The 19,214-nt window shown below is 32.2% G+C and carries 16 protein-coding genes and 2 tRNA genes; 3 read left to right on the forward strand and 15 right to left on the reverse strand.

Going from position 1 to position 19,214, the window contains the following annotated elements:
- Positions 1-98: 98 nt before the first annotated feature.
- From NTX22_07060 to pabB, 10 genes are all read right to left on the reverse strand, one after another.
- Positions 99-1,778, reverse strand: a complete 1,680-nt coding sequence (locus NTX22_07060) for a CotH kinase family protein (GenBank protein ID MCX6150264.1) — start codon at positions 1,776-1,778, stop codon at positions 99-101.
- Positions 1,779-2,003: 225 nt separating this feature from the next.
- Entirely contained in the window at positions 2,004-2,750 is a 747-nt protein-coding gene (locus NTX22_07065; protein ID MCX6150265.1) for a PEGA domain-containing protein, read from the reverse strand.
- A gap of 25 nt (positions 2,751-2,775) precedes the next feature.
- On the reverse strand, positions 2,776-3,963 hold the full coding sequence (locus NTX22_07070; GenBank protein ID MCX6150266.1) for a PQQ-binding-like beta-propeller repeat protein: 1,188 nt from the start codon (positions 3,961-3,963) through the stop codon (positions 2,776-2,778).
- 37 nt (positions 3,964-4,000) lie between these two features.
- Positions 4,001-6,823, reverse strand: coding sequence for a hypothetical protein (locus tag NTX22_07075; protein ID MCX6150267.1), 2,823 nt, complete (start codon positions 6,821-6,823; stop codon positions 4,001-4,003).
- Positions 6,810-7,850 carry a bifunctional phosphoglucose/phosphomannose isomerase gene (locus tag NTX22_07080; GenBank protein MCX6150268.1) on the reverse strand — a complete coding sequence of 347 codons (1,041 nt, stop codon included), beginning with the start codon at positions 7,848-7,850 and terminating at the stop codon, positions 6,810-6,812. The genes NTX22_07075 and NTX22_07080 overlap by 14 nt, the downstream gene beginning before the upstream one ends.
- Before the next feature lie 34 nt (positions 7,851-7,884).
- Complete coding sequence (ptsP, locus tag NTX22_07085) at positions 7,885-9,642, reverse strand: phosphoenolpyruvate--protein phosphotransferase (GenBank protein MCX6150269.1); 1,758 nt, start codon at positions 9,640-9,642, stop codon at positions 7,885-7,887.
- Positions 9,639-9,908 (reverse strand): HPr family phosphocarrier protein, encoded by a 270-nt coding sequence (locus NTX22_07090; GenBank protein ID MCX6150270.1) that lies wholly within the window; start codon positions 9,906-9,908, stop codon positions 9,639-9,641. Before NTX22_07090 ends, ptsP begins: the two co-directional genes overlap by 4 nt.
- Entirely contained in the window at positions 9,905-10,900 is a 996-nt protein-coding gene (locus tag NTX22_07095; protein ID MCX6150271.1) for a polyprenyl synthetase family protein, read from the reverse strand. Before NTX22_07095 ends, NTX22_07090 begins: the two co-directional genes overlap by 4 nt.
- On the reverse strand, positions 10,897-11,943 hold the full coding sequence (gene fni, locus NTX22_07100) for a type 2 isopentenyl-diphosphate Delta-isomerase (protein ID MCX6150272.1): 1,047 nt from the start codon (positions 11,941-11,943) through the stop codon (positions 10,897-10,899). Before fni ends, NTX22_07095 begins: the two co-directional genes overlap by 4 nt.
- 132 nt (positions 11,944-12,075) lie before the next feature.
- Positions 12,076-13,923 carry an aminodeoxychorismate synthase component I gene (gene pabB / locus NTX22_07105; protein ID MCX6150273.1) on the reverse strand — a complete coding sequence of 616 codons (1,848 nt, stop codon included), beginning with the start codon at positions 13,921-13,923 and terminating at the stop codon, positions 12,076-12,078.
- Between the two features lie 163 nt (positions 13,924-14,086).
- Here pabB and NTX22_07110 point away from each other — a divergent pair, with 163 nt between their 5' ends.
- Entirely contained in the window at positions 14,087-15,403 is a 1,317-nt protein-coding gene (locus tag NTX22_07110; protein MCX6150274.1) for an MFS transporter, read from the forward strand.
- A gap of 107 nt (positions 15,404-15,510) precedes the next feature.
- Here NTX22_07110 and NTX22_07115 read toward each other — a convergent pair whose 3' ends face one another.
- The 3 genes from NTX22_07115 to NTX22_07125 all read right to left on the reverse strand — a co-directional run bounded on the left by NTX22_07115 (position 15,511) and on the right by NTX22_07125 (position 16,860).
- Complete coding sequence (locus NTX22_07115) at positions 15,511-15,729, reverse strand: hypothetical protein (GenBank protein MCX6150275.1); 219 nt, start codon at positions 15,727-15,729, stop codon at positions 15,511-15,513.
- Positions 15,730-15,888: 159 nt separating this feature from the next.
- Complete coding sequence (locus NTX22_07120; GenBank protein ID MCX6150276.1) at positions 15,889-16,482, reverse strand: Yip1 family protein; 594 nt, start codon at positions 16,480-16,482, stop codon at positions 15,889-15,891.
- A gap of 291 nt (positions 16,483-16,773) precedes the next feature.
- Positions 16,774-16,860: transfer RNA gene (locus NTX22_07125), tRNA-Ser, on the reverse strand.
- A 102-nt stretch (positions 16,861-16,962) separates the two neighbouring features.
- Here NTX22_07125 and NTX22_07130 point away from each other — a divergent pair.
- A complete protein-coding gene (locus tag NTX22_07130; protein ID MCX6150277.1) occupies positions 16,963-17,727 on the forward strand; it encodes a ZIP family metal transporter in 765 nt (254 codons plus the stop codon).
- 44 nt (positions 17,728-17,771) lie between these two features.
- Positions 17,772-17,858, forward strand: a tRNA-Ser gene (locus NTX22_07135).
- 310 nt (positions 17,859-18,168) lie between these two features.
- Here NTX22_07135 and NTX22_07140 read toward each other — a convergent pair.
- Entirely contained in the window at positions 18,169-19,029 is an 861-nt protein-coding gene (locus tag NTX22_07140) for a transposase (protein ID MCX6150278.1), read from the reverse strand.
- Positions 19,026-19,214: hypothetical protein (locus NTX22_07145; protein ID MCX6150279.1), on the reverse strand; the 189-nt coding region annotated here is incomplete at its 5' end. The genes NTX22_07145 and NTX22_07140, both read right to left, overlap by 4 nt.

Raw genomic sequence — 19,214 nt, forward strand, 5'->3', positions numbered from 1 at the left:
CACGCGGATGACGCGGATCCGGCAGATTCTCGCAGATTAAATCTGTATAAATCCGTTTAATCTGCGCCATCAGTGTTCTATTCTTTTTTTCTGTTAGTTTATTTTGTTAAAACCATTTTCTTTCTTAAAGTAGTTTTACTCATACCCTGCGCTGTAAATTCCAATTGGTAGAAATATAAACCGCTGGCAAAATTAGTTGCATTCCATTTTTCAATATGGTTTCCTGCAGATCTGCTTCCATTAACCAGAGTTTTTACTTCTCTTCCCAAAATATCAAAGATCATAAGTTTTACAAATCCATTTTCCGGAATATTATATTTAATGCTGGTAGAAGGATTGAAAGGATTAGGATAATTCTGATAAAGTTTAAACGTGGTTGGTAGGTTGCCTCTATCCTCTTTAACATCACTTAAACCAAGTTGATAATCGATCCAGGCTATTCTTTGCTTTATCCAATTCTTTAAATAAGTTATCTGTTCACCATAAGTTGATAAAATCCACTCATCATAAGGATTGGGCCATACATAAGTCCCTAAGATTTTCCATAGAGCAAAATTTCTTTGCTGTGCTTCATCAAGCTGTACAGCAAGCGAATCAATGAAATGATTAATATATGTTTCACTTAAAATATTACTACGCAGTTCTTTCCACCTGGACTTTACCTTCGTCATAAATCTGGGATCTTTATAAAGTTTACCCCACCAAAATGGAGGTTGGTAACTATCACCAGATATAAAAGACTGATCAGTAGTAAGGTAATTTATTTCCCAACCTTCAGTAAGCCAACCATCATAATAATCAGCGTTTCCAAAAGCTAAATTATAATCCCATAAAGGTCCAGCAAACAATTTAGGATTTTTACTATCTCTGTCCTTATAAAAAAACGTGCTCAACCTATATCCATCAACATTTCTGGAAAATTCATTTATAATAAAATTATCTACAAAAGAATCTACATCAATATATTTAGGATAACCATTTGTTGTATCAGAAAACTGAGAGCCTGCCATAACCGCTTCAAATACCCTGATAAAATTCTGGATATAATTTTTCTGCTGTAGAGTTATATCTTCGGGTTTGGGATAATGATATTGATAATATATTTTGTACGCTGAATACGGTTGAGGCAAAAAATTTGATTCCCATCCGGCATTTCCTTCACCATCCCATTTATCAATTTTAATTATATATCCGCCGGTAAGAGAATCACCTGTAGACGAAGTTAAAGCAAGTTTTGAAATATCAACCCGATTTTTATTTCTTTTAATTTTCTCAAACAGAATATATATACCGCGATATTCACCATTTAAAAACAGTTCGCAAAATTTATATCGGCTTGAATAATATCCCATCTCGGTCATTATCTTAAAAGCTAAAACATCTCTAATAAATGATTTATCATTAAAGGAAGCGGAAAGGACCCAATCATTTTCTTTGGGCAAGCCAAGTACATGGCTATCCAAAGGATTCCCAAGAGAATCGCGTGTTTCCAGGGAATATTGTTTTTTGGGAAACATTTGTGAAGAAGATCCTCTTAATTCAATTCCAATTTTCCCGTTGTAATCATTCGGTACATCAGTAATATTATTCCTGTTTCCTTCTCCGTTATTAATTATCTTAAGATCAGCAGTAATTTTAACAGAATTCGGAATAGATTTTCCATTAGTGTTAATTTTTACAATTGGAAGATTACTGGAGAAAGTTTGTCCGTAAAAATGTAAAGATGAAACACTTATTATTAAAACTGCTAACCATAAATTAAATCTGCTAAATATCATATACCAAGCCTATTGCCAAACTAAATTATTACGTTCAAATTTATCCTTATTTCTATTTATCTACAATATAAATTAGTTAGTTAGTTCTTAATATCATTCAAAATTGTAAGATCAGTTTAACTTAACAAACAATTGCTCTATTGATAAATTGTTAAATTATTTTTTTTGTCAGGTATTGCACGGTTTGGTTACGTAGCGGAGATTTAAGAATTATATTTTTGCGGATTAATCTATCAAAAAGTAATAAATAAGTGCACCAAAATTAAGTTGAAGTGCTCCGAATGCAATTCCACTTATAAGATCGTATTCATGAGTTTTATTTAGATAATCATTCAGCTTTGTTTGGTTATATTTATCAAAATTTTCATCTGCTTTTAATTTATAATAAGCTGACGCACCGCCTAATATTACTGCTGTTCCAAAAAGTATTTTAAATAAATCTTTTTTTAAAAAACTTTCCCCATTCTTTTTACCAGAAAAAGTTAAGTGCATTAGTTCATCTTTTTTAAGATTATTTATATTGATTATTTTATTAGAATATTCCTTTCGCTTAAGTTCAATATTAGTAAACGGAGATGTTAAATTAAGCGGGGTATAACCTATTAAAGAATCTTTTTCAAATACTCCAGCATCCGGCGGACTGCTATTCAAATAAATATACTCAGAATAATTATAAACTAATTCTTTCTTTTCACCACAGTTTGCAATTAATATTGTATCCGCAATCTCCTTTGCATTCCATTCATACTTTTCCTTCCTAATGGAAATTATATATTTACCTTTTTCAACTTGTAATGTTGTTTCTCCTTTACCAACGTATTGATTGTTAAGATAAATAATTGATGAAGAAAGATTGGTTTTTATGGATAGTTCTGATTTACAATCCTGGGCGGAAATAAATGCATAATTACAAAATTGTAATATTACAAGATTGATAATGAAATACTTCTTACAACATGAAATTGTTTTCAAGCAATTCAGAAAGCTTGAAATAATTTTAGTGAACAATTTCATATGCGAATATTTGTCCTTCATCTGTACCAAAGAAAATAATATTGTTAAAAAACATTGGCGAAAGTACTGGTTTTTCCTCGAATGGAATTGATTTTACAATTTTCCCGGACTCTACATCAATCATCAATATTTTTTTATTTAGATCTGTTAGCAGCAAACGATTGTTAAATAGTAGTGGCGTTGTATTAAATAATCCACCTGTCTTCGTTTCCCAGATTAATCGCCCATCATTTTTATTTAACTTGTAAATTTCTCCTTTCAAGTTTCCAACAAAAATAAATTGTTCATTCATTACAAGATAGTTTTTTATACTTGCACCAGATTTGAATTCCCAAAATTTTGTTCCTGTATTAATATCAAACGAAAACAAATTACCGGAATTATCGCCCACATAAACTGTATCACCGGAAACTGCAAATCCAGATTCAAATCCAGAAGATATCTTTTTCTTGAAGACAAGATTTCCATCATTTAAGTTTAGCGCAGTAACATTTCCTTTATCATCACCAAAGACGAATGTTTTATTGTTTGCCGCCGATGAGGAGTGAATAAAACAATTATTATCATACTCCCATTTTTTTGTTGAATTGAAATGGTATCGATAAACTTTACCTTGCTCCGTAGTAAAAATAATTCCATCATCCAATTCGATCATGTCCGTTAATATTCTGCCATCAACTTCAATTTTACTTACTTCTTTTCCTGTACGGAAATCATAATTGTAAATAACAGATTTATTTTCCTTTGGAATAGTAACGGCAAAAATAATTTTTAATTGATTAATTATTGGAGAAGCAACAATAAATCCTTTATAATTCAAATAACCAATTTCTTTTCCGCTCATTAAATTAAAAGCATATATCCTTCCTGATAGATCTGATACAAAAAGATAATCACCTTGAAATACTAACGATGAACTGTTTAAACTTCCGTTAATTCCATTTTCCCAGAGTAATTTAAGGGAATCGGTTATTGTTAAAGGAACAAAGAAGTTTCTGGCAGGATTTTTCCCGAACATCGGATAAGCAGGGCTATCATATTTTGAATCTGAAATTATGATGCTTTTAAAACAACCAAAACTAAATGAAATACTAATCACAACCAAAGGAATGAGAGATTTAATTATCCTACAATTGAAAAAATGAATTATTTTATAAATGAATTCTATCATCGGTTAATTGCAATTTTAAATTTGACTATTTCCATTTTTAAAAATCCCAGCCAAAAAAGAATTGGTAAAACAATCTTGGTTGAAACAAAGTATAATTATTTTCAATCCTCTTCCCAATATCATATCTAAGGGATAAAGCACCAAATAAATTTATTCTAATACCAGCACCAACGCTTCCCAATGTAGTTTGATATTCTTTATCCCACGCTCCCCCGCTATCAAAGAAAAGTGCTCCACGAATATTTGGAAATCCTAAATCCAGAAATGGTAATTTGACAAGGAATAAATCAACCAAAGGGAAGCGTAATTCAAGTGAAGATAGCCAGAGTTTTTCTCCACGGATTGACCACCTGGGCCAGCCACGCAAATCCCAACTTCCACCCATAAAATATCTTCTTGCTTCTCTTCCTTCATTGTAGAAAAGAGCAGTTCTAAATGCAAGGCTTGATCGAAGTGAAAGGCGGAAATATTCTCTATAATCTGCTATCACTGTAAAATAATTTACATTACTGAATTTTACATCGCTTGTATATGCCAGTAGCAATCTCAACCTTGTTCCATCAAGCGGTCCAGTTGGTCCCCAAAGAGAATTATCAATAACATAGGATAGCGAATTAGACACTAACAACGCCTTCCTTTCAATTACACCGGTAATTACTTCTTTATCGGAATTTGCAATAGAAATATTGGCTTCAATCCGTTGAAATTTTGAAAGTGGATAATAAAGAGTAAAGTAACCGCCAAAACTCCTTTCAAAAAAATATTCGTCAGAATCCCTGATGTCATATCTTCTGCCGCTAAAATGGAAAAGACCATATGCGTAATTAGTCCTGTTCTTAATATTAATTCTTGAAATTGCAATATTAAAACTTTTCAAAAATTCGCTTTGTACTTCAGCAGTGTTATAAATCAGGAAAAAATAATTATCGTCTCCAAACAAATCGCTTAATGCAAAAACTGCTCCACCACTCGTTCCATAAACTGGATCGGTAGTAATCTGGCTTTGTGCAAAATCCAGTGTATATTTATTCTCATACCTAAGTTTATCTGTTGTTGGATTTAATTTAATTTTATTAGCAAACCATTTACTTCCAGTAGAATCAAAATTGAATGCAACATTTATTCTTAAGCTATCTTGCTGGTAATTTAGATTTATTTGATAAAGTTGAAATGAAAAATTCTCGAAAGCTGCGGCAACTACTTCCGAAGGTTTGGTAAATGTATATTGATAAATGCTCGTTAGAAATTTGGTTACCTTTGTCATACCAACTGGATTATTGTTTAGTGTATTAAGTTTCCAGATGTTTTGAATACCACCATAATCAGTTGTAAAATAGAGTTCATTATAATCTGCTGAATATTTTGGTGAACGAAAATCGGAATTGCAATAAGTGAGGTATTTAATTGAGTGACTTCCCAAATTATATTCAAATAAATTAAACTTAGCTTTGTAAATTCCATCAGTTCTATCGGAAGCAAATACAATTGTGCTATCACCTTTTCCAAATATTGGATCAATATCGCTGTAATAATCATTTGTTATTCTTTCCAATGATTTATCATTATAATTATAAATGAACAAATCACTGTAACCTTTATGATCAATTGACTGAAATAATACTTTAGTACCATCGTTGGACCATTTAGGTGATGATATTGAAATTAATTCATCATTCTGAAATGTTCCAATAACCTCCTCATCCGCGATAGAATAAAAATGAATCGCATCAGTTCTACCCGATTTGGTTACAAATGCAATAATTCCTTGCTTAGAAACTTCAAGTGATGGTTCTAGCAAATGAAAAGTTTCAAAGACTTCCTCTTTTTCTCCCTGTAATATCAATTCCGGTGATGGTCTATTTTCTTTTTTCAAGTCGCTTCTTAATTCAAGCCTGTATATTGACGAATATCCATCTCTGTTGGCAACGAAATAAATATATTTTTTACCATCAACGGAATAATACGATGGCGAGAAATGAAATCCATCCTCAGTTAACTTTTCTGCTCCATTGTCCGGAGGAATATTTGTTGAAATCAATGGATAGTATTTCTGCTTTAGATAAAAAAGCCATTCCTTATCAATCTCTGCAATTTTCTTATCAATTACATATTCCAACAAATCCTTAAAGTTTTCATACTGCCAGAAATTCTCGAGCAAATAATAAATTTTTTCTTCACCGTAAGTTTTGCCTATAAAATCAAGTAGATTTTGTCCCTCTTTATACATCAGGAACGAACCATAAATCTGGTACATATTCTCAAGTCCAACAACATAATTATTTATTACAGCATCGCGCATAACCATTTCTGCTTGAGTATCCCAATCCGTAGACCAATACTCCGCAAGACCTTCGGTAAACCACAGCGGTGGATATTGTTCTGCGGGCAACCTATGATCTTTGAGAACTCTAAAAATTTTTAATGTCATAAACACGTGAACAAGTTCATGCCTTATAACGTGCCGAAATGAGTTGAGCGAACCAAGATATGGAATTACAACTCTGCCTTTTAAAAATTCAAAAAATCCTCCGACTCCTTCAGGAATAAATCCAGGTGTAGTGTTAGTTTGTTGAAAATGAATGTGGGTATTATAGAAAATTAAAGGAATTCTGGTGGTAACTATATAATTAAACTTTACTTTAAACTCACTATAAGCTTCTTCAGCATATGCAGCTCTCATTTCTGCCATCTCTTCAAAATCATCATAATAATAAATATCAAAATGCTCAGTCTTTAAAACTTTCCATTCAAAATTATTATACTGGACTTTATTCCTTCCAAAGAAATAATATTGGGCAGAAAGAATCTGAGGAAGTAAAAAAAAGAAAAGCAGAAAATATTTTAACTTATTCCTTTGCAAGCCGTTCTTTCAGGATGTTAATGTTTTTGATTGATATCGGATTCTGTCCACGAAAAACTGCTAAATAATAACTAATCCAATCTCCTAAATAAATCAAGTCAAAGATTCTTTCCTTAAATGTTTCCTGGTCGCTTTTAAGATTTATAATTTCAACACCAACCTTTTCAATAAGTTCACTCGTTATTTGAAATCTTTTTATTATCTGCGGATGGTAATCTTTATCAAGTATGTTAACAACTTTGGCTGCAAATTGCTTTTCAAAAAAAGTTTCCCAACCAATAATTTCATTATGGTTCAATTCAGGGATAACATTATTAAACGCATTTAGCTTGGCATTTTCATTTATTTGGCATTTAAACCTGTTGCCTACCGCAGAAGTCAGATCAACAGCAGAATAAATAATTGGAATAAATCCTATTAAAGATTTTGCAGTTTCAACCGCAAAATTTTCTTCAGACGAATATTCAAGTGATTTACTTTTTATCAGTGCAATAATTTTTTCAACTACATCATCCTGTGGTTTAATAAAGTTAAGTTTTTGAAAAACTTTGAGTAACGAAAAAAAGTTGATATAAAGTGCAAACCGAGGCTGAAATCCTTTTTCCAATTTTACAAATGGAAAACCAAATTGCTTTGCCATTTCTTCAGTTTTTCCACCTGCACCAATGCAAATTACTTCACACTTGTTTTTAATCGCATGTTCCAAAACAGAAATTGTTTCTTCTGTATTCCCAGAATATGAGGATACAATTACAAGAGTTTGTTTATTAGCAAAAGTTGGCAGTGAGTAACTTCTGTTTACAAAAAAGGGAACATTTATTTCACTATGCAGAAAATTTTGCAGAACATCACCACTGATTGCTGAACCGCCTAACCCGGTAACTACAACAGATTTAAACTTTTTCTCAACTAATTTTCCCAAATCAAATTCATTTTTCCAAGCGTATTCAATTTGCTTATAAGAATCTTTTAAAACTTCAACCTGGTTTTCTGTATCGTACTTTTTAATGAATTCTTTAGTTGTCATTCTCTCCTCTGGATAATATTATTCTGAAATTTTATTAAAAAATGTTATTTGAATGTATAATAGAATTTGTCTCGCAGAATTTACCAATCTTTTGTGTGACCTCTTCCATCATTGTGCAATGCAAACAATCTTCTGCAAGTAACCTGGCTTTTTCAAAACTGATACTGCGAATAATTTTTTTGATGTAAGGAATAGCAGCCGGAGAAACGCTTACAGAATCCAAACCCATTCCGACTAGAAGCGGTATAGCAAAAGTATTTGCAGCCATTTCACCACACATGCTTATCAACGCATTATTTTCCTTTGCTGCTTTAATTATATTGTGGATGGTTCTAATAACAGCAGGATGAAATTCCTGGTAGTGAGAAGAGACAATTTCGTTACCTCTATCAACAGCAAGAAGAAACTGAATTAAATCATTGGTTCCTATACTTACAAAATCAACTTCACGCGCAAATTCCTTTGCAAGTACAGCAGCAGATGGAACTTCAATCATAATACCAATTTTAATATGGTTATCGAATTTTATTTTGTGCGATTTTAATTCATCTTTACAAGATTGGAGAATTTGCTTGGAATTTTTTAATTCATATAATGATGAAACCATTGGAAGCATAAACTTGATATTCTTATGTATGGAAGCTCGCAGAACGGCTTTTATCTGACTCCTGAAGATTTCCATGTTGTCCAATAAAAACCGAATTCCTCTCCAGCCAAGAAAAGGATTTGGCTCTTTAATATCGTGTGGTAAAAACTTATCGCCTCCAACATCAAAAGCACGAATGATTACATACTCAGGATAAGCTTTCTCAGCAATCTCAGAATATACTTTAAATTGCTCTTCTTCATCAGGAAAAGTATCGATATCGCCAAAAATTTGTTCAGTCCTTAATAATCCAATTCCTCTTGCACCATTTTGTATCAGGATTTCAATTTCTTCCGGAACATCTATATTGCCGCGTAAAATTATTTCCCTGCCATCAGTTGTTATTGCCGGTTCATCCCTCAGCAGTGTCAATTCTTTGTCGTATTGATTTAGTCTTTCCAGCTTTTGCTGGTAAAACTTTAATTGTTCTTCATCTGGTTTTAGAATTGCAACGCCATGGAAACCATCAATAATTACTAAATCATCTGTTTTAATTCTTTTAGTTGCTTCGTGTGTACCAACTATTGCCGGTATTTTTAAGGAACGTGCAACTATTGCTGCGTGAGAGGTCAATCCACCAAAATCAGTTATAAATCCTTTTACATCACTTTTTGAAAAGAGAAGCGTATCTGCCGGCGTAAGATTAGAAGTAATTACAACTACTTCACCGGTAATTTTCGATTTCAATTTTTTTTTCTGGATATTTCTGATGATTCTATTTTTAATATCTTCGATGTCGTGCGAACGTTCTTTCATATATGATTCATCGGATGCATTCATCAGATCTATATATTTAGAAATCTCACTATTAACAATAAACTCCGGAAGTCTTTTCTCAGCTTCGATTCTATTTACAATAGTTTCAATAAGAATTGGATCGTCAAGGATCATAATCTGAGCTTCGAAAATTGCTGCGCGTTTCTCTCCCATTTTCTCATTTGCAATGTCTAATATTTTCCGCAATTCATATTTGGATCTTTCCAGCGCTTCAAATAAAATCTTTTTGGCATCTTCAGTATTATCAACAACGGCATCTATTATTTCAAGTTTTTCTTTTGAATATAGATGTGCACGGGCTATTGCAATACCTGGTGCGGCGGCAATTCCCATTATTGTATTTATTTCAATTTGTTTTAAATCGTTCACAGCTCGTCAAATCCTCTATTAAAATAATTAATAATTTCTTCTGAGGCTTGTGCTTCGTCTGGACCATCAAATGTAAGAGTTATTTCTGAACCTTTTTCTGCCGCAAGTGTCATAACTCCAATTATACTTTTTCCATTTATATGCAAACCATCTTTTTCCAAATAGAATTCTGATTTATACCTGGCAGCTAATTTTACAATTGTTGCTGCGGGACGAGTGTGTAAACCCGCATTGTTAATTATTTTTATGGTTCTTTCAATCATCATTTGTTTCTTTTAATCAATAAATGTGTAATCCAAGTTAGCATTTCTTTGTCTTTAATTGAAGGAATAAATTTAAGTTCACTTAATGCTTTAGAGGAATATTTTATGATTTCTTTCTTTGCATCCTCCATTACACCAAGTTGCAGATAAATCTCTTTGAACTTACCAACCTCTTTCCTTTGTACTCCTTTGTTTTTTATAACAGATTGAAGTTCCTTTAGTGTATTTCCTTTTGCTTTTTCTAAGGCTCTAAGAAATAAAAATGTTTTTTTACCTTCAACAATATCGCCTCCAATAATTTTGCCGAATTCATTTTCATCACCAGCAATATCCAATAAATCATCCTGGATTTGAAAAGCGATTCCTAAATATTTTCCATAATTGGAAAGTGCTTTAATCTTAGCAGAATCTCCGCCACACAACTGAACGCCAAGGGAACAACAAGTTTCCAATAATGCTGCTGTTTTCTTTTCAATCATTATAATATAATCTTTAATAGACACATTGGAACGAGTCTCAAATTCTTTATCGAGACTTTGTCCTTCACAAACCTGAATTACGCCATTGGTGAAAGTACTAACAACAGATTTGAAATTAATAGAACAATCCTTTAACAAAAAAGAATAAGCAACAGCAATCAGGTTATCACCTGTAAGAATTGCCGTACTTAAATCATATTTTTTATGAAGCGTAAGTCTTCCTCTTCGCATATTAGAATTATCCATAATATCATCATGCACAAGAGAAAAGTTATGAAGCAATTCAACAGCAATGGCTGCATTGTACACATCCGAATATCTTCCACCGACAGCTTTTGCAGAAAAGAGTACCAGCATTGGTCTTAATCTTTTTCCACCACTTTTAACAATATAAGAACAAGGTTCGTATAATGATTCGGGAAGTTTATTATTAAAAATATTTTCAATCTTTGCTTCAACAATTTTTCTTTGCTTTTCAAAAAGATCTGAGCAATATTTTTCCGTATCATGATTCAATATAACTCCTCTTTTTTTATCAGCTTTTGCTTTTTGAATTGATCGACAGTTGAACAACCAGTTAGGAACATGATTTTTTTAACAGTATCAAACCAACCAGCTATCAATTTTTCAACACCTTCAATATTATTTTTATCCAGCTCTTGTAAAATGATTCTTGCGGAGGCAGTTATGTCGGCTCCTAACACCATTGCTTTGGCAATATCAAATCCATTAAAAATTCCACCCGAACCAATTAATAAAAAGTTATTTTTTGATTTTAATTGGTTTACAGTTCTTAAACAATAGGAAGTTGGTAATCCCCAATCCCAAAAAATGTTGTTTTTGTTTTCTTTACTTCTAAGAATTTCCACACCAGCCCAACTTGTACCACCTGCTCCAGCAACATCAATACCTTTTACTCCAACATTCAATAAATCAAATGCTGCTCGTTTACTAATTCCTGATCCAACTTCCTTGACAATTATTGGAATATCAATTTTCCCGCAAATCTTATCTAACATATTTAGCAAGTTTTTGAAATTTGGTTCTCCATTTTTTTGTAGTAATTCCTGTAAAGGATTAACATGAACTACAAAAGCATCAGCTTGTATTAAATCAATTAAATATTTTATTTGCTCAACCGATTTAGGACCACATACCTGTGCAGCTCCAATATTACCAAGGATAGGAATGTTGGGTGCGTGCTTTCTGATAACTTTATACGATTTATGATAAAGTTTATTTTCTAATGCCTGCCTCTGACTACCAACTCCCAGCAGGATTTGCAAACTATTTGCCGCTATTGCTAATTTTTCATTAATATTTTCAGCTTCTGGAGTTCCTCCGGTCATGCAAGAAATTAAGAATGGTAACTTTATTTTCTTGTGAAAGAATTTAGTACCGAAATCAATTTTTTTTATATCAACTTCTGTAATTGCATAATGCTCAAAATCGTATTTATCAAATCCATTTGATTTTTCTTTAAAAGCAACTTTATCTGTTAAAGATAATTCGATGTGTTCTTTCTTTCTCAGCGAAATATTTTCCGGAGAATAAATCATAGATAGTTGTTTATAATAATTTTATATAGAAAATATCAAAATTAAACGATAAAATCTTTACTTGAAGGCTTATAAAAATAAATTATGTATTAACACAATAGAAATGTCAGTATATAAAACTCTTTAGAAATGTCATATAAAACGTTTGTAATCAGTTGGATTAAAATAAACACTATTTACTTTTATTTCTTTGCGAAGTGAATTAGTTAAAAATATTTCATCAGCAGAAATAATGTCATCTAATTTCAAAATTGTTTCTTTTATGTCTTTTCGCTTTTTAATAAGATTATTCCGATATACACCGGGCAGCAAACCACAATTTATTGAAGGTGTAAACCATTTATTCTTTTTTCTTAAAAAAACATTTGTTCTTGTTCCTTCTGTAAGTTCATTTTTCTCATTCAGGAACAAAACTTCATCAAAACCATTCGGAGAATGATGTAAGCTCTCCTGTTCATAAAGTAATCTATTTGTTGTCTTAAAGTATTGAAATCGATTTTGCGATGAAACTTTTGCGGAAGATATTATTATCTTAAAATTATCTTTTATATAATTCAACTCAGAAATTTCAATTCGATAATTACCCCATTTATTAAGAATAATTTTTAGTCTGTAATTTTTTTGTACTGATAGATCTTTTATTTGTGAATTGATTTCATTAATAATTTTTCTCTTCTCAAACACAAATAAAAAGTAAGATGCGGATGACTGAAGCCTATTCAAATGATCGGTAATCAAAAAAGGTTTGCCATTTTCAATTAAGATTGTTTCAAATAGTTCAAATTGTTTTTGCGGCTTTGTAAGGAAATTTCCTTTTAGGAGAAGTTCATCATATTCATTTTGTGGATTAGAATCTGCAACAATACCACTTCCTAAACCTATCTCTCCTTTTTTTGTTGAATTGTCTAAAACAATAGTTCTGATTGCCACATTAAAAACCGTATTAGATTTTGTTACAAGACCAATCATCCCAGTGTAAATTCCACGTTGTTCCTTTTCGAGCTTATTAATAATTTCCATCGTTTTTATTTTTGGGGCACCCGTTACGGAACCGCAAGGAAAAAGGTTTTTAATGATATCAGACAAACAAATATTCTCACGAATTCTCCCTCTAATTCTTGAAGTCATTTGAAAAAGAGTTTCATATTTTTCAATATTAAATAGTTCATCAACCTTTACACTTCCGAATTCACAAATTTTCCCCATATCATTCCTGAGCAAATCGACTATCATTATATTTTCAGCATTATCTTTTGAGCTCATCTTCAGCATTTTTCGTTTTGCTTTATCATCCTGTAAATTAATTCCTCTTGAAATTGTTCCTTTCATTGGCTTTGTAATCAGTTCGCCATGGTTCAAGTGAAAAAAAAGCTCGGGCGATAATGAGATTATTATTTTTTCACCATTATTTATAAATGCTGAATATTCTGCAGACTGGTTGAAAATTAAATTAATAAACAAATCAACTGGATCACCTGTAAACGTAAATTTTCCTTTAACTGTATAATTAACCTGGTATGTATCGCCAATTGTTATAGAATTTAATATAGATCGGACATTTTGCGAATATAAGTTTTTACTTGTATTCAATCTAAAATTTCTGATGGCATTATCTTCTGTATTGTTCGTTTTAATATCACTAAAATCAATATCGGAAGTGTTATATGTTTTGAGATTATTTTTATCAAACAGAAAAAATTGAAGTAGTTTGTTGTTCTGTTGTTTAGGTAAAAGTTTTGTCAATCGTTTTTCAAAAAGATAGCCTGTTTCGTAAGGAATAAGTCCGTATCCTAAAAATCCCTTCTTGATCATATCATCAATACGGTTCAAAGAAGCTTCTATATCATTTACGTTATGTGTTTCAACTACTTGCTCAGGCTGAAGAAACAAATAAGATTTTTTTTTGTAATATTTTGCTGTATAAAAAAAAGCAGAATGTCGGTTGTCGATTACAAAATTTAGAATATCTTTTATTTTCATAAAAATGATTCAAACCTGTTGGTTATTAAAATATACATAAATATTTTTAGTCATATTTTTATTAAAAGTATTTTAAATTGCCATAGGCAATAAAATTAATTAGTAGCTGGAATTAATAAATTAATTTTTATTCTTAGTTTTTATAATTACAAGGATTAAAAATATGGAAAAACCTCGTTTAAATTTCTGGCAAATTTGGAATATGAGTTTCGGATTTCTAGGGATTCAATTTGGTTTTGCGTTGCAAAATGCAAACGTTAGCAGAATTTTCGAAACACTTGGAGCAAGCATTGATTCAATTCCAATCCTGTGGATTGCTGCTCCAACAACCGGACTTATCGTTCAGCCAATTATTGGATATATGAGTGATAAAACCTGGGGAAGACTTGGAAGAAGAAGACCATATTTTTTAACAGGAGCTATTCTTGCATCGCTTGCTTTAATAGTTATGCCTAATTCGCCAGTGCTTTGGGTTGCAGCAGGAATGCTCTGGATTATGGATGCTTCCATAAATATTTCAATGGAACCATTCAGAGCTTTAGTCGCAGACCTACTACCGTCACAGCAACGGACAACTGGTTTTGCAGTTCAAAGTTTTTTTATTGGAATTGGAGCAATTGTTGCCTCAGCACTTCCCTACATTTTTACAAATATTTTTGGAATAAGCAATACCGCACCACATGGGAAAATTCCTCCTTCAGTAGTATACTCTTTTTATATTGGCGCTATTGCTTTCTTTGGTGCTGTAGGTTGGACTGTTTTCAGAACAAAAGAATACCCACCTGAAAATTTAGAAGAGTTTAATCGATTAAAGAAAGATAAAATTGGATTTGTACAAGCGTTTAAAGAAATACTAGAAAATTTTGTAAAAATGCCAAGAACAATGATTGAGCTTGCATTCGTTCAATTCTTTTCCTGGTTTGCATTATTTGCAATGTGGATTTATACAACGTCCGCCGTAACCCATCATATTTATGGAACAACAGATGTAACATCAGCAGCATTTAATGAAGGTGCTAATTGGGTTGGTGTGTTGTTTTCTGTTTATAATGGGTTTGCTGCTGTTACTGCATTTATTCTGCCATGGCTTGCTAAAAGAACCAGCAGAAAGACTGTTCACATGATTAGTCTTGTTGCTGGTGGATTGGGGTTAGCTTCTTTTTATGTTATTAAAAATCCTCAATTATTAATTCTTTCTGAAATTGGAATTGGTTTAGCGTGGGCATCAATTCTATCAATGCCATATGCAATATTAGCTGGAGCCATTCCATCACAAAAGATGGGTGTTTATATGGGAATTTTTAATTTCTTTATAGTTATTCCACAAATTACTGCCGCTGCGGTTCTTGGATTTATTGTAAGAAACCTTTTTGCCAACGAGGCAATTTATGCCTTACTTATTGGCGGTGCATCCTTATTTGTTGCAGCATTGTTAGTCCTTTTAGTTAACGATGTTGATGAGGTAAAAGAAAGAAGATAAAAACTTGTCGTTAATTAAATATCAAGGGAAACAACGTTAGCTAATGTTTTATCAAACATAAGAGTGATATTTAGAACGATTATTTATTTACCGTCTTACGTTTGGCACTACAATAGATTTATATTTGACATTCCATTTTTTATTCTCAAGTATTTTGAGCTAAGATTTATATTTCCATTATCAATATCAAAAACCTCAACTTCAAATTTTTTTTCCTGTTTATCCTTAATTGAATTTTCAATTTGTTCTTTTATTCTTTTTGAAATTGCTTTTACATCTGTGCTGCAGAAACTTCCTGTTGTAGTGGACAATTTTATTATCTTCATTTTAGTTTCCTTCATTTGTACAAGTTGTAAACTTCTTTAATAATTAGAATTATTAAATCATTTGTCAAGGTGAATTTATCTCAAGGAAAAATTTTGTGAGGAGTAACAAATTGAGAATGGTAAAATATGCCGCCTTTAATAAAAAGGCGGCAATTAATATCAATAATAACGGGAAGACATCAATCCGGCAAATGCAACAGCGCTTACAATAATTCCAATTATAATATAGATTACAATTGTAACAGCTAATGTTACTAAAAAATAACCAACCATTTTATCCTTAGGAACATCTTTAACTTTCTGTAAGCCCATATACATTAAAACTAACGAATAGATGCTTGCAAGTGTAACCAGTATACCTAATGATGGTATAACATTAAGAATTCCTGCTACCCAGGTTGGTGTATATGCAAAGACAACTACTTTTAAGGAAGCTACCATATCTTTAGTTGAACCAAAAGATGGGGCGAGTGTATCAACAACTAAGGCAGTAATATAAACTCCAACCAAAGATAAAACATATGTTAATACAGCCCACAAAATTCCCGAAGCAACAGGAACATGATAACTAATGAATCCAAGAGAAATACCGAATAAACTAAAACCTATAAATCCCGCAACTGCCGAAATTGCTGCAAGAATGACGGCATACTTAAGAAACATCTCCGCTACCGAACTACTTTCTTGTTTTATTACTTCCCACTCATTTGCAGGTGAAATAATAATGTTTTTTGCCCGTAGAACAAGATTCATTTTTCCTCCTTTGATTTATGAACAAGAAAATGTTTATTAGACTAAAGAATTTTTGTTGCCGTAAATATTTATTCCAACTCTTAAATGAAATGGCAGAGGCAACGTAGAAAATTTTTTCTATATAATCAATTAAATTATGCTTTAATTAAAAGAAAAATGGAAAAGCAAGTTTGTTGTTTAAATGGGTTATTTACCTAAGAAAACCGTGATGGAAAAAATTTTACAAACTTTGATGGTTGTGAAATCTTATTACTTCTTCAAAAAGTGTGTAAATTGTAAGTTTTATGTTTGCGGAGAGGGTGGGATTCGAACCCACGGTACCCTTGCGAATACACTACCTTTCCAGGGTAGCCAATTCAACCACTCTTGCACCTCTCCAAAAAAGTCGTACAAAATATATAAAGAAATTGAATAAGTTAAAAATTCTTACTCTACTTCATTTATTTTTTTTATCTTTAATTACACAGTTTTCAATATTAAATGCGTCAACTTTATTATTATACTATTTTAAAATCAATATTTGTGGTTATTTCTGCAATTATTGGGGCAGTTTCTACCTTTTCCATAAAAATTGACCACCATAAGTTATGTTCGTTAATAAGTTTATCAGCCGGAGCTTTACTTGGTGCTGCGGCTTTTGCAATTCTACCGGAAGCAGTTGTAGGATTAAATATTTTGGAAATTATTTTAAGTTTAATCTCCGGTTATTTTGTTTTTTGGTTGATAAGCAAGTACTATTTCCATGTTTGTCCCGCTTGTTCCGCAAGTCATTTTGATGAACAGACTACCAAAAAATTTTCAGAGATTGCATTTGTAATGATGACGGCGCTTGCCTTTCACTCTTTTTTTGATGGAATTGCTTTAACCATTCATGGGAATGCTGTAATTTTTGAAAATAACTCAATCTTTTTAGCAATTCTAATTCATAAATTTCCAGAAGGATTAGCCCTGGCTTCTTTAATGTTAGGTGCAAATTATCCAAAGAAAAAAATAATTCTAAATGTAATTTTTGTTGAACTGACTACTGTTGTGGGAGCTTTAATTGGAATTTTTCTGGTCGGGATGAATATTACTGATTTGGTATTTGGAGTAATAATGGCGCATATTGCAGGCGGATTTGTTTATCTTGCATTCCATGCTATACTCGGCGAAATGTTAAAACACCATACTAAATTAGTGATAACTTACTTTTCACTTGGTATGATATTGATATTAGTTACAAGATTATTGACTAATGCATTATAAATGTTATTTTGTTATTTGTATTTTTGAATGAGAAAAATTAGGTTGGAAAGGTGGCAGAGTGGTTGAATGCGGCAGTCTCGAAAACTGTTGTACCGGTTACGGTACCGGGGGTTCGAATCCCCCCCTTTCCGCTTTATTTCTATAACTACTTTATTGGAATCAGTTAATATTTTAATGAGTGCCAAAAACGTGACAATTTTTATACGAGTTTTAGGGAATTACTGGGATTATGGCTGCATCAAAAGTAACTTTGAGATTAATAAAAAGAAAGAAACACTCTTACTACCAACTTGATTATATAGATATTGATGGAAAATAAATGCGTCCAACTGTTGCTCAAAACAAAAAAGATGCAGAAGTGATTCAGGCAGAAGTATTAAGAAACCTTACACTTGGGAAACATGCGCTAATGACTGAAGAATAAAAATAATTAATCGTTCCTTAAAAAGTCATTTTAAGATTTGGAGTTGGTAAAACAGACTTCCAAAATCTAAAAAGCTGTCTTTGTAAGCTTTGAAAAAAAAAGGCAAAAAAGTTTTTCATTTTTCGCATCCACTTTTTGAAGTTAAATGCTGCCGCTGCTAACATTAAATTGATCGAGTCACAGATTGTCCCTTTCAAAAAGTTTATTGCCAATCTGTAATCTGTTTTTAAGCGACCAATAATTGGTTCTAATGCCGCTCTTCTCCTGAACCTTGCTTTCGCTTTTCTCTTCTCATACTCACTCGCTGTTTTCTTCGGCGGCTTTGGCAGTAGTATTTCTGTTTCTCCAATTCTTGATTTTCCCTTATAGCCTCTGTCGGCTATTGCTATTCTTGGTCTCAGTCCGCGAAGTTCTTCACATTGATCGAGCACTTTTGGTAATGTGTGTCCATCATAATCATTCTTTTCTAAACTATAAGCGCCTACTATTATTCCGCTTTGCTTTGTCATTACAACTGATGCCTTTGATCCAAACCGGCCTACCGTCAGGCAAGGCTCATATTTATTGTGCTCCTTGCCCTTCGAGATACAATAGACTTTCGGCTCGTGGATACTATAGATCTTTTCTTTATCTTTTTGTTTTTGGCTTATTATTTTGTTGAATATTTCAATTGTTTCTTCATATTTCTGTTTTTGTTCTTCGTTCATTTTTCGTTCAAGTTCACGGACCATTCTTCCGGCAATTGTCTTGAGTTTCCTTCCTGCCGAATATGCCTTCTTTTTATTCTTCGGATGGTTTCTAAATCTTTGTGCCATTACCAATTTCTTTACTACTCTTACGTAGCTTTGTCTTTGCACAATATCTTCGTCCATCATCATACCTGCCTGCGGCAAGGCGGGTAAGTAAGCCTGCGGTAGCCTTCGGCAATATGTTTTTTAGCATAATTGATAATAGCTTCTTTTTCCCATTCCAGAAGCCAGTTCTCTTTAGGAATTTTACCATTGTGATTGTTTGCAGTTCCTTTCCTGTTATTCCAGGAATAATATTTACTGGGGTTAATGCC

The organism is Ignavibacteriales bacterium (assembly GCA_026390815.1).
GTDB lineage: Bacteria > Bacteroidota > Ignavibacteria > Ignavibacteriales > SURF-24 > JAPLFH01.

What these genes read in the sequence shown, in the direction of transcription:
- pabB (MCX6150273.1), bottom strand. Translation starts at nt 13,923, where the DNA reads ATGAAAATAAAAGATATTCTAAATTTTGTAATCGACAACCGACATTCT.
- fni (MCX6150272.1), bottom strand. Translation starts at nt 11,943, where the DNA reads ATGATTTATTCTCCGGAAAATATTTCGCTGAGAAAGAAAGAACACATC.
- NTX22_07090 (MCX6150270.1), bottom strand. Translation starts at nt 9,908, where the DNA reads ATGATGATTGAAAGAACCATAAAAATAATTAACAATGCGGGTTTACAC.
- NTX22_07070 (MCX6150266.1), bottom strand. Translation starts at nt 3,963, where the DNA reads ATGATAGAATTCATTTATAAAATAATTCATTTTTTCAATTGTAGGATA.
- NTX22_07080 (MCX6150268.1), bottom strand. Translation starts at nt 7,850, where the DNA reads ATGACAACTAAAGAATTCATTAAAAAGTACGATACAGAAAACCAGGTT.
- NTX22_07060 (MCX6150264.1), bottom strand. Translation starts at nt 1,778, where the DNA reads ATGATATTTAGCAGATTTAATTTATGGTTAGCAGTTTTAATAATAAGT.
- NTX22_07130 (MCX6150277.1), top strand. Translation starts at nt 16,963, where the DNA reads ATGCGTCAACTTTATTATTATACTATTTTAAAATCAATATTTGTGGTT.
- NTX22_07120 (MCX6150276.1), bottom strand. Translation starts at nt 16,482, where the DNA reads ATGAATCTTGTTCTACGGGCAAAAAACATTATTATTTCACCTGCAAAT.
- NTX22_07140 (MCX6150278.1), bottom strand. Translation starts at nt 19,029, where the DNA reads ATGATGATGGACGAAGATATTGTGCAAAGACAAAGCTACGTAAGAGTA.
- NTX22_07110 (MCX6150274.1), top strand. Translation starts at nt 14,087, where the DNA reads ATGGAAAAACCTCGTTTAAATTTCTGGCAAATTTGGAATATGAGTTTC.
- NTX22_07115 (MCX6150275.1), bottom strand. Translation starts at nt 15,729, where the DNA reads ATGAAGATAATAAAATTGTCCACTACAACAGGAAGTTTCTGCAGCACA.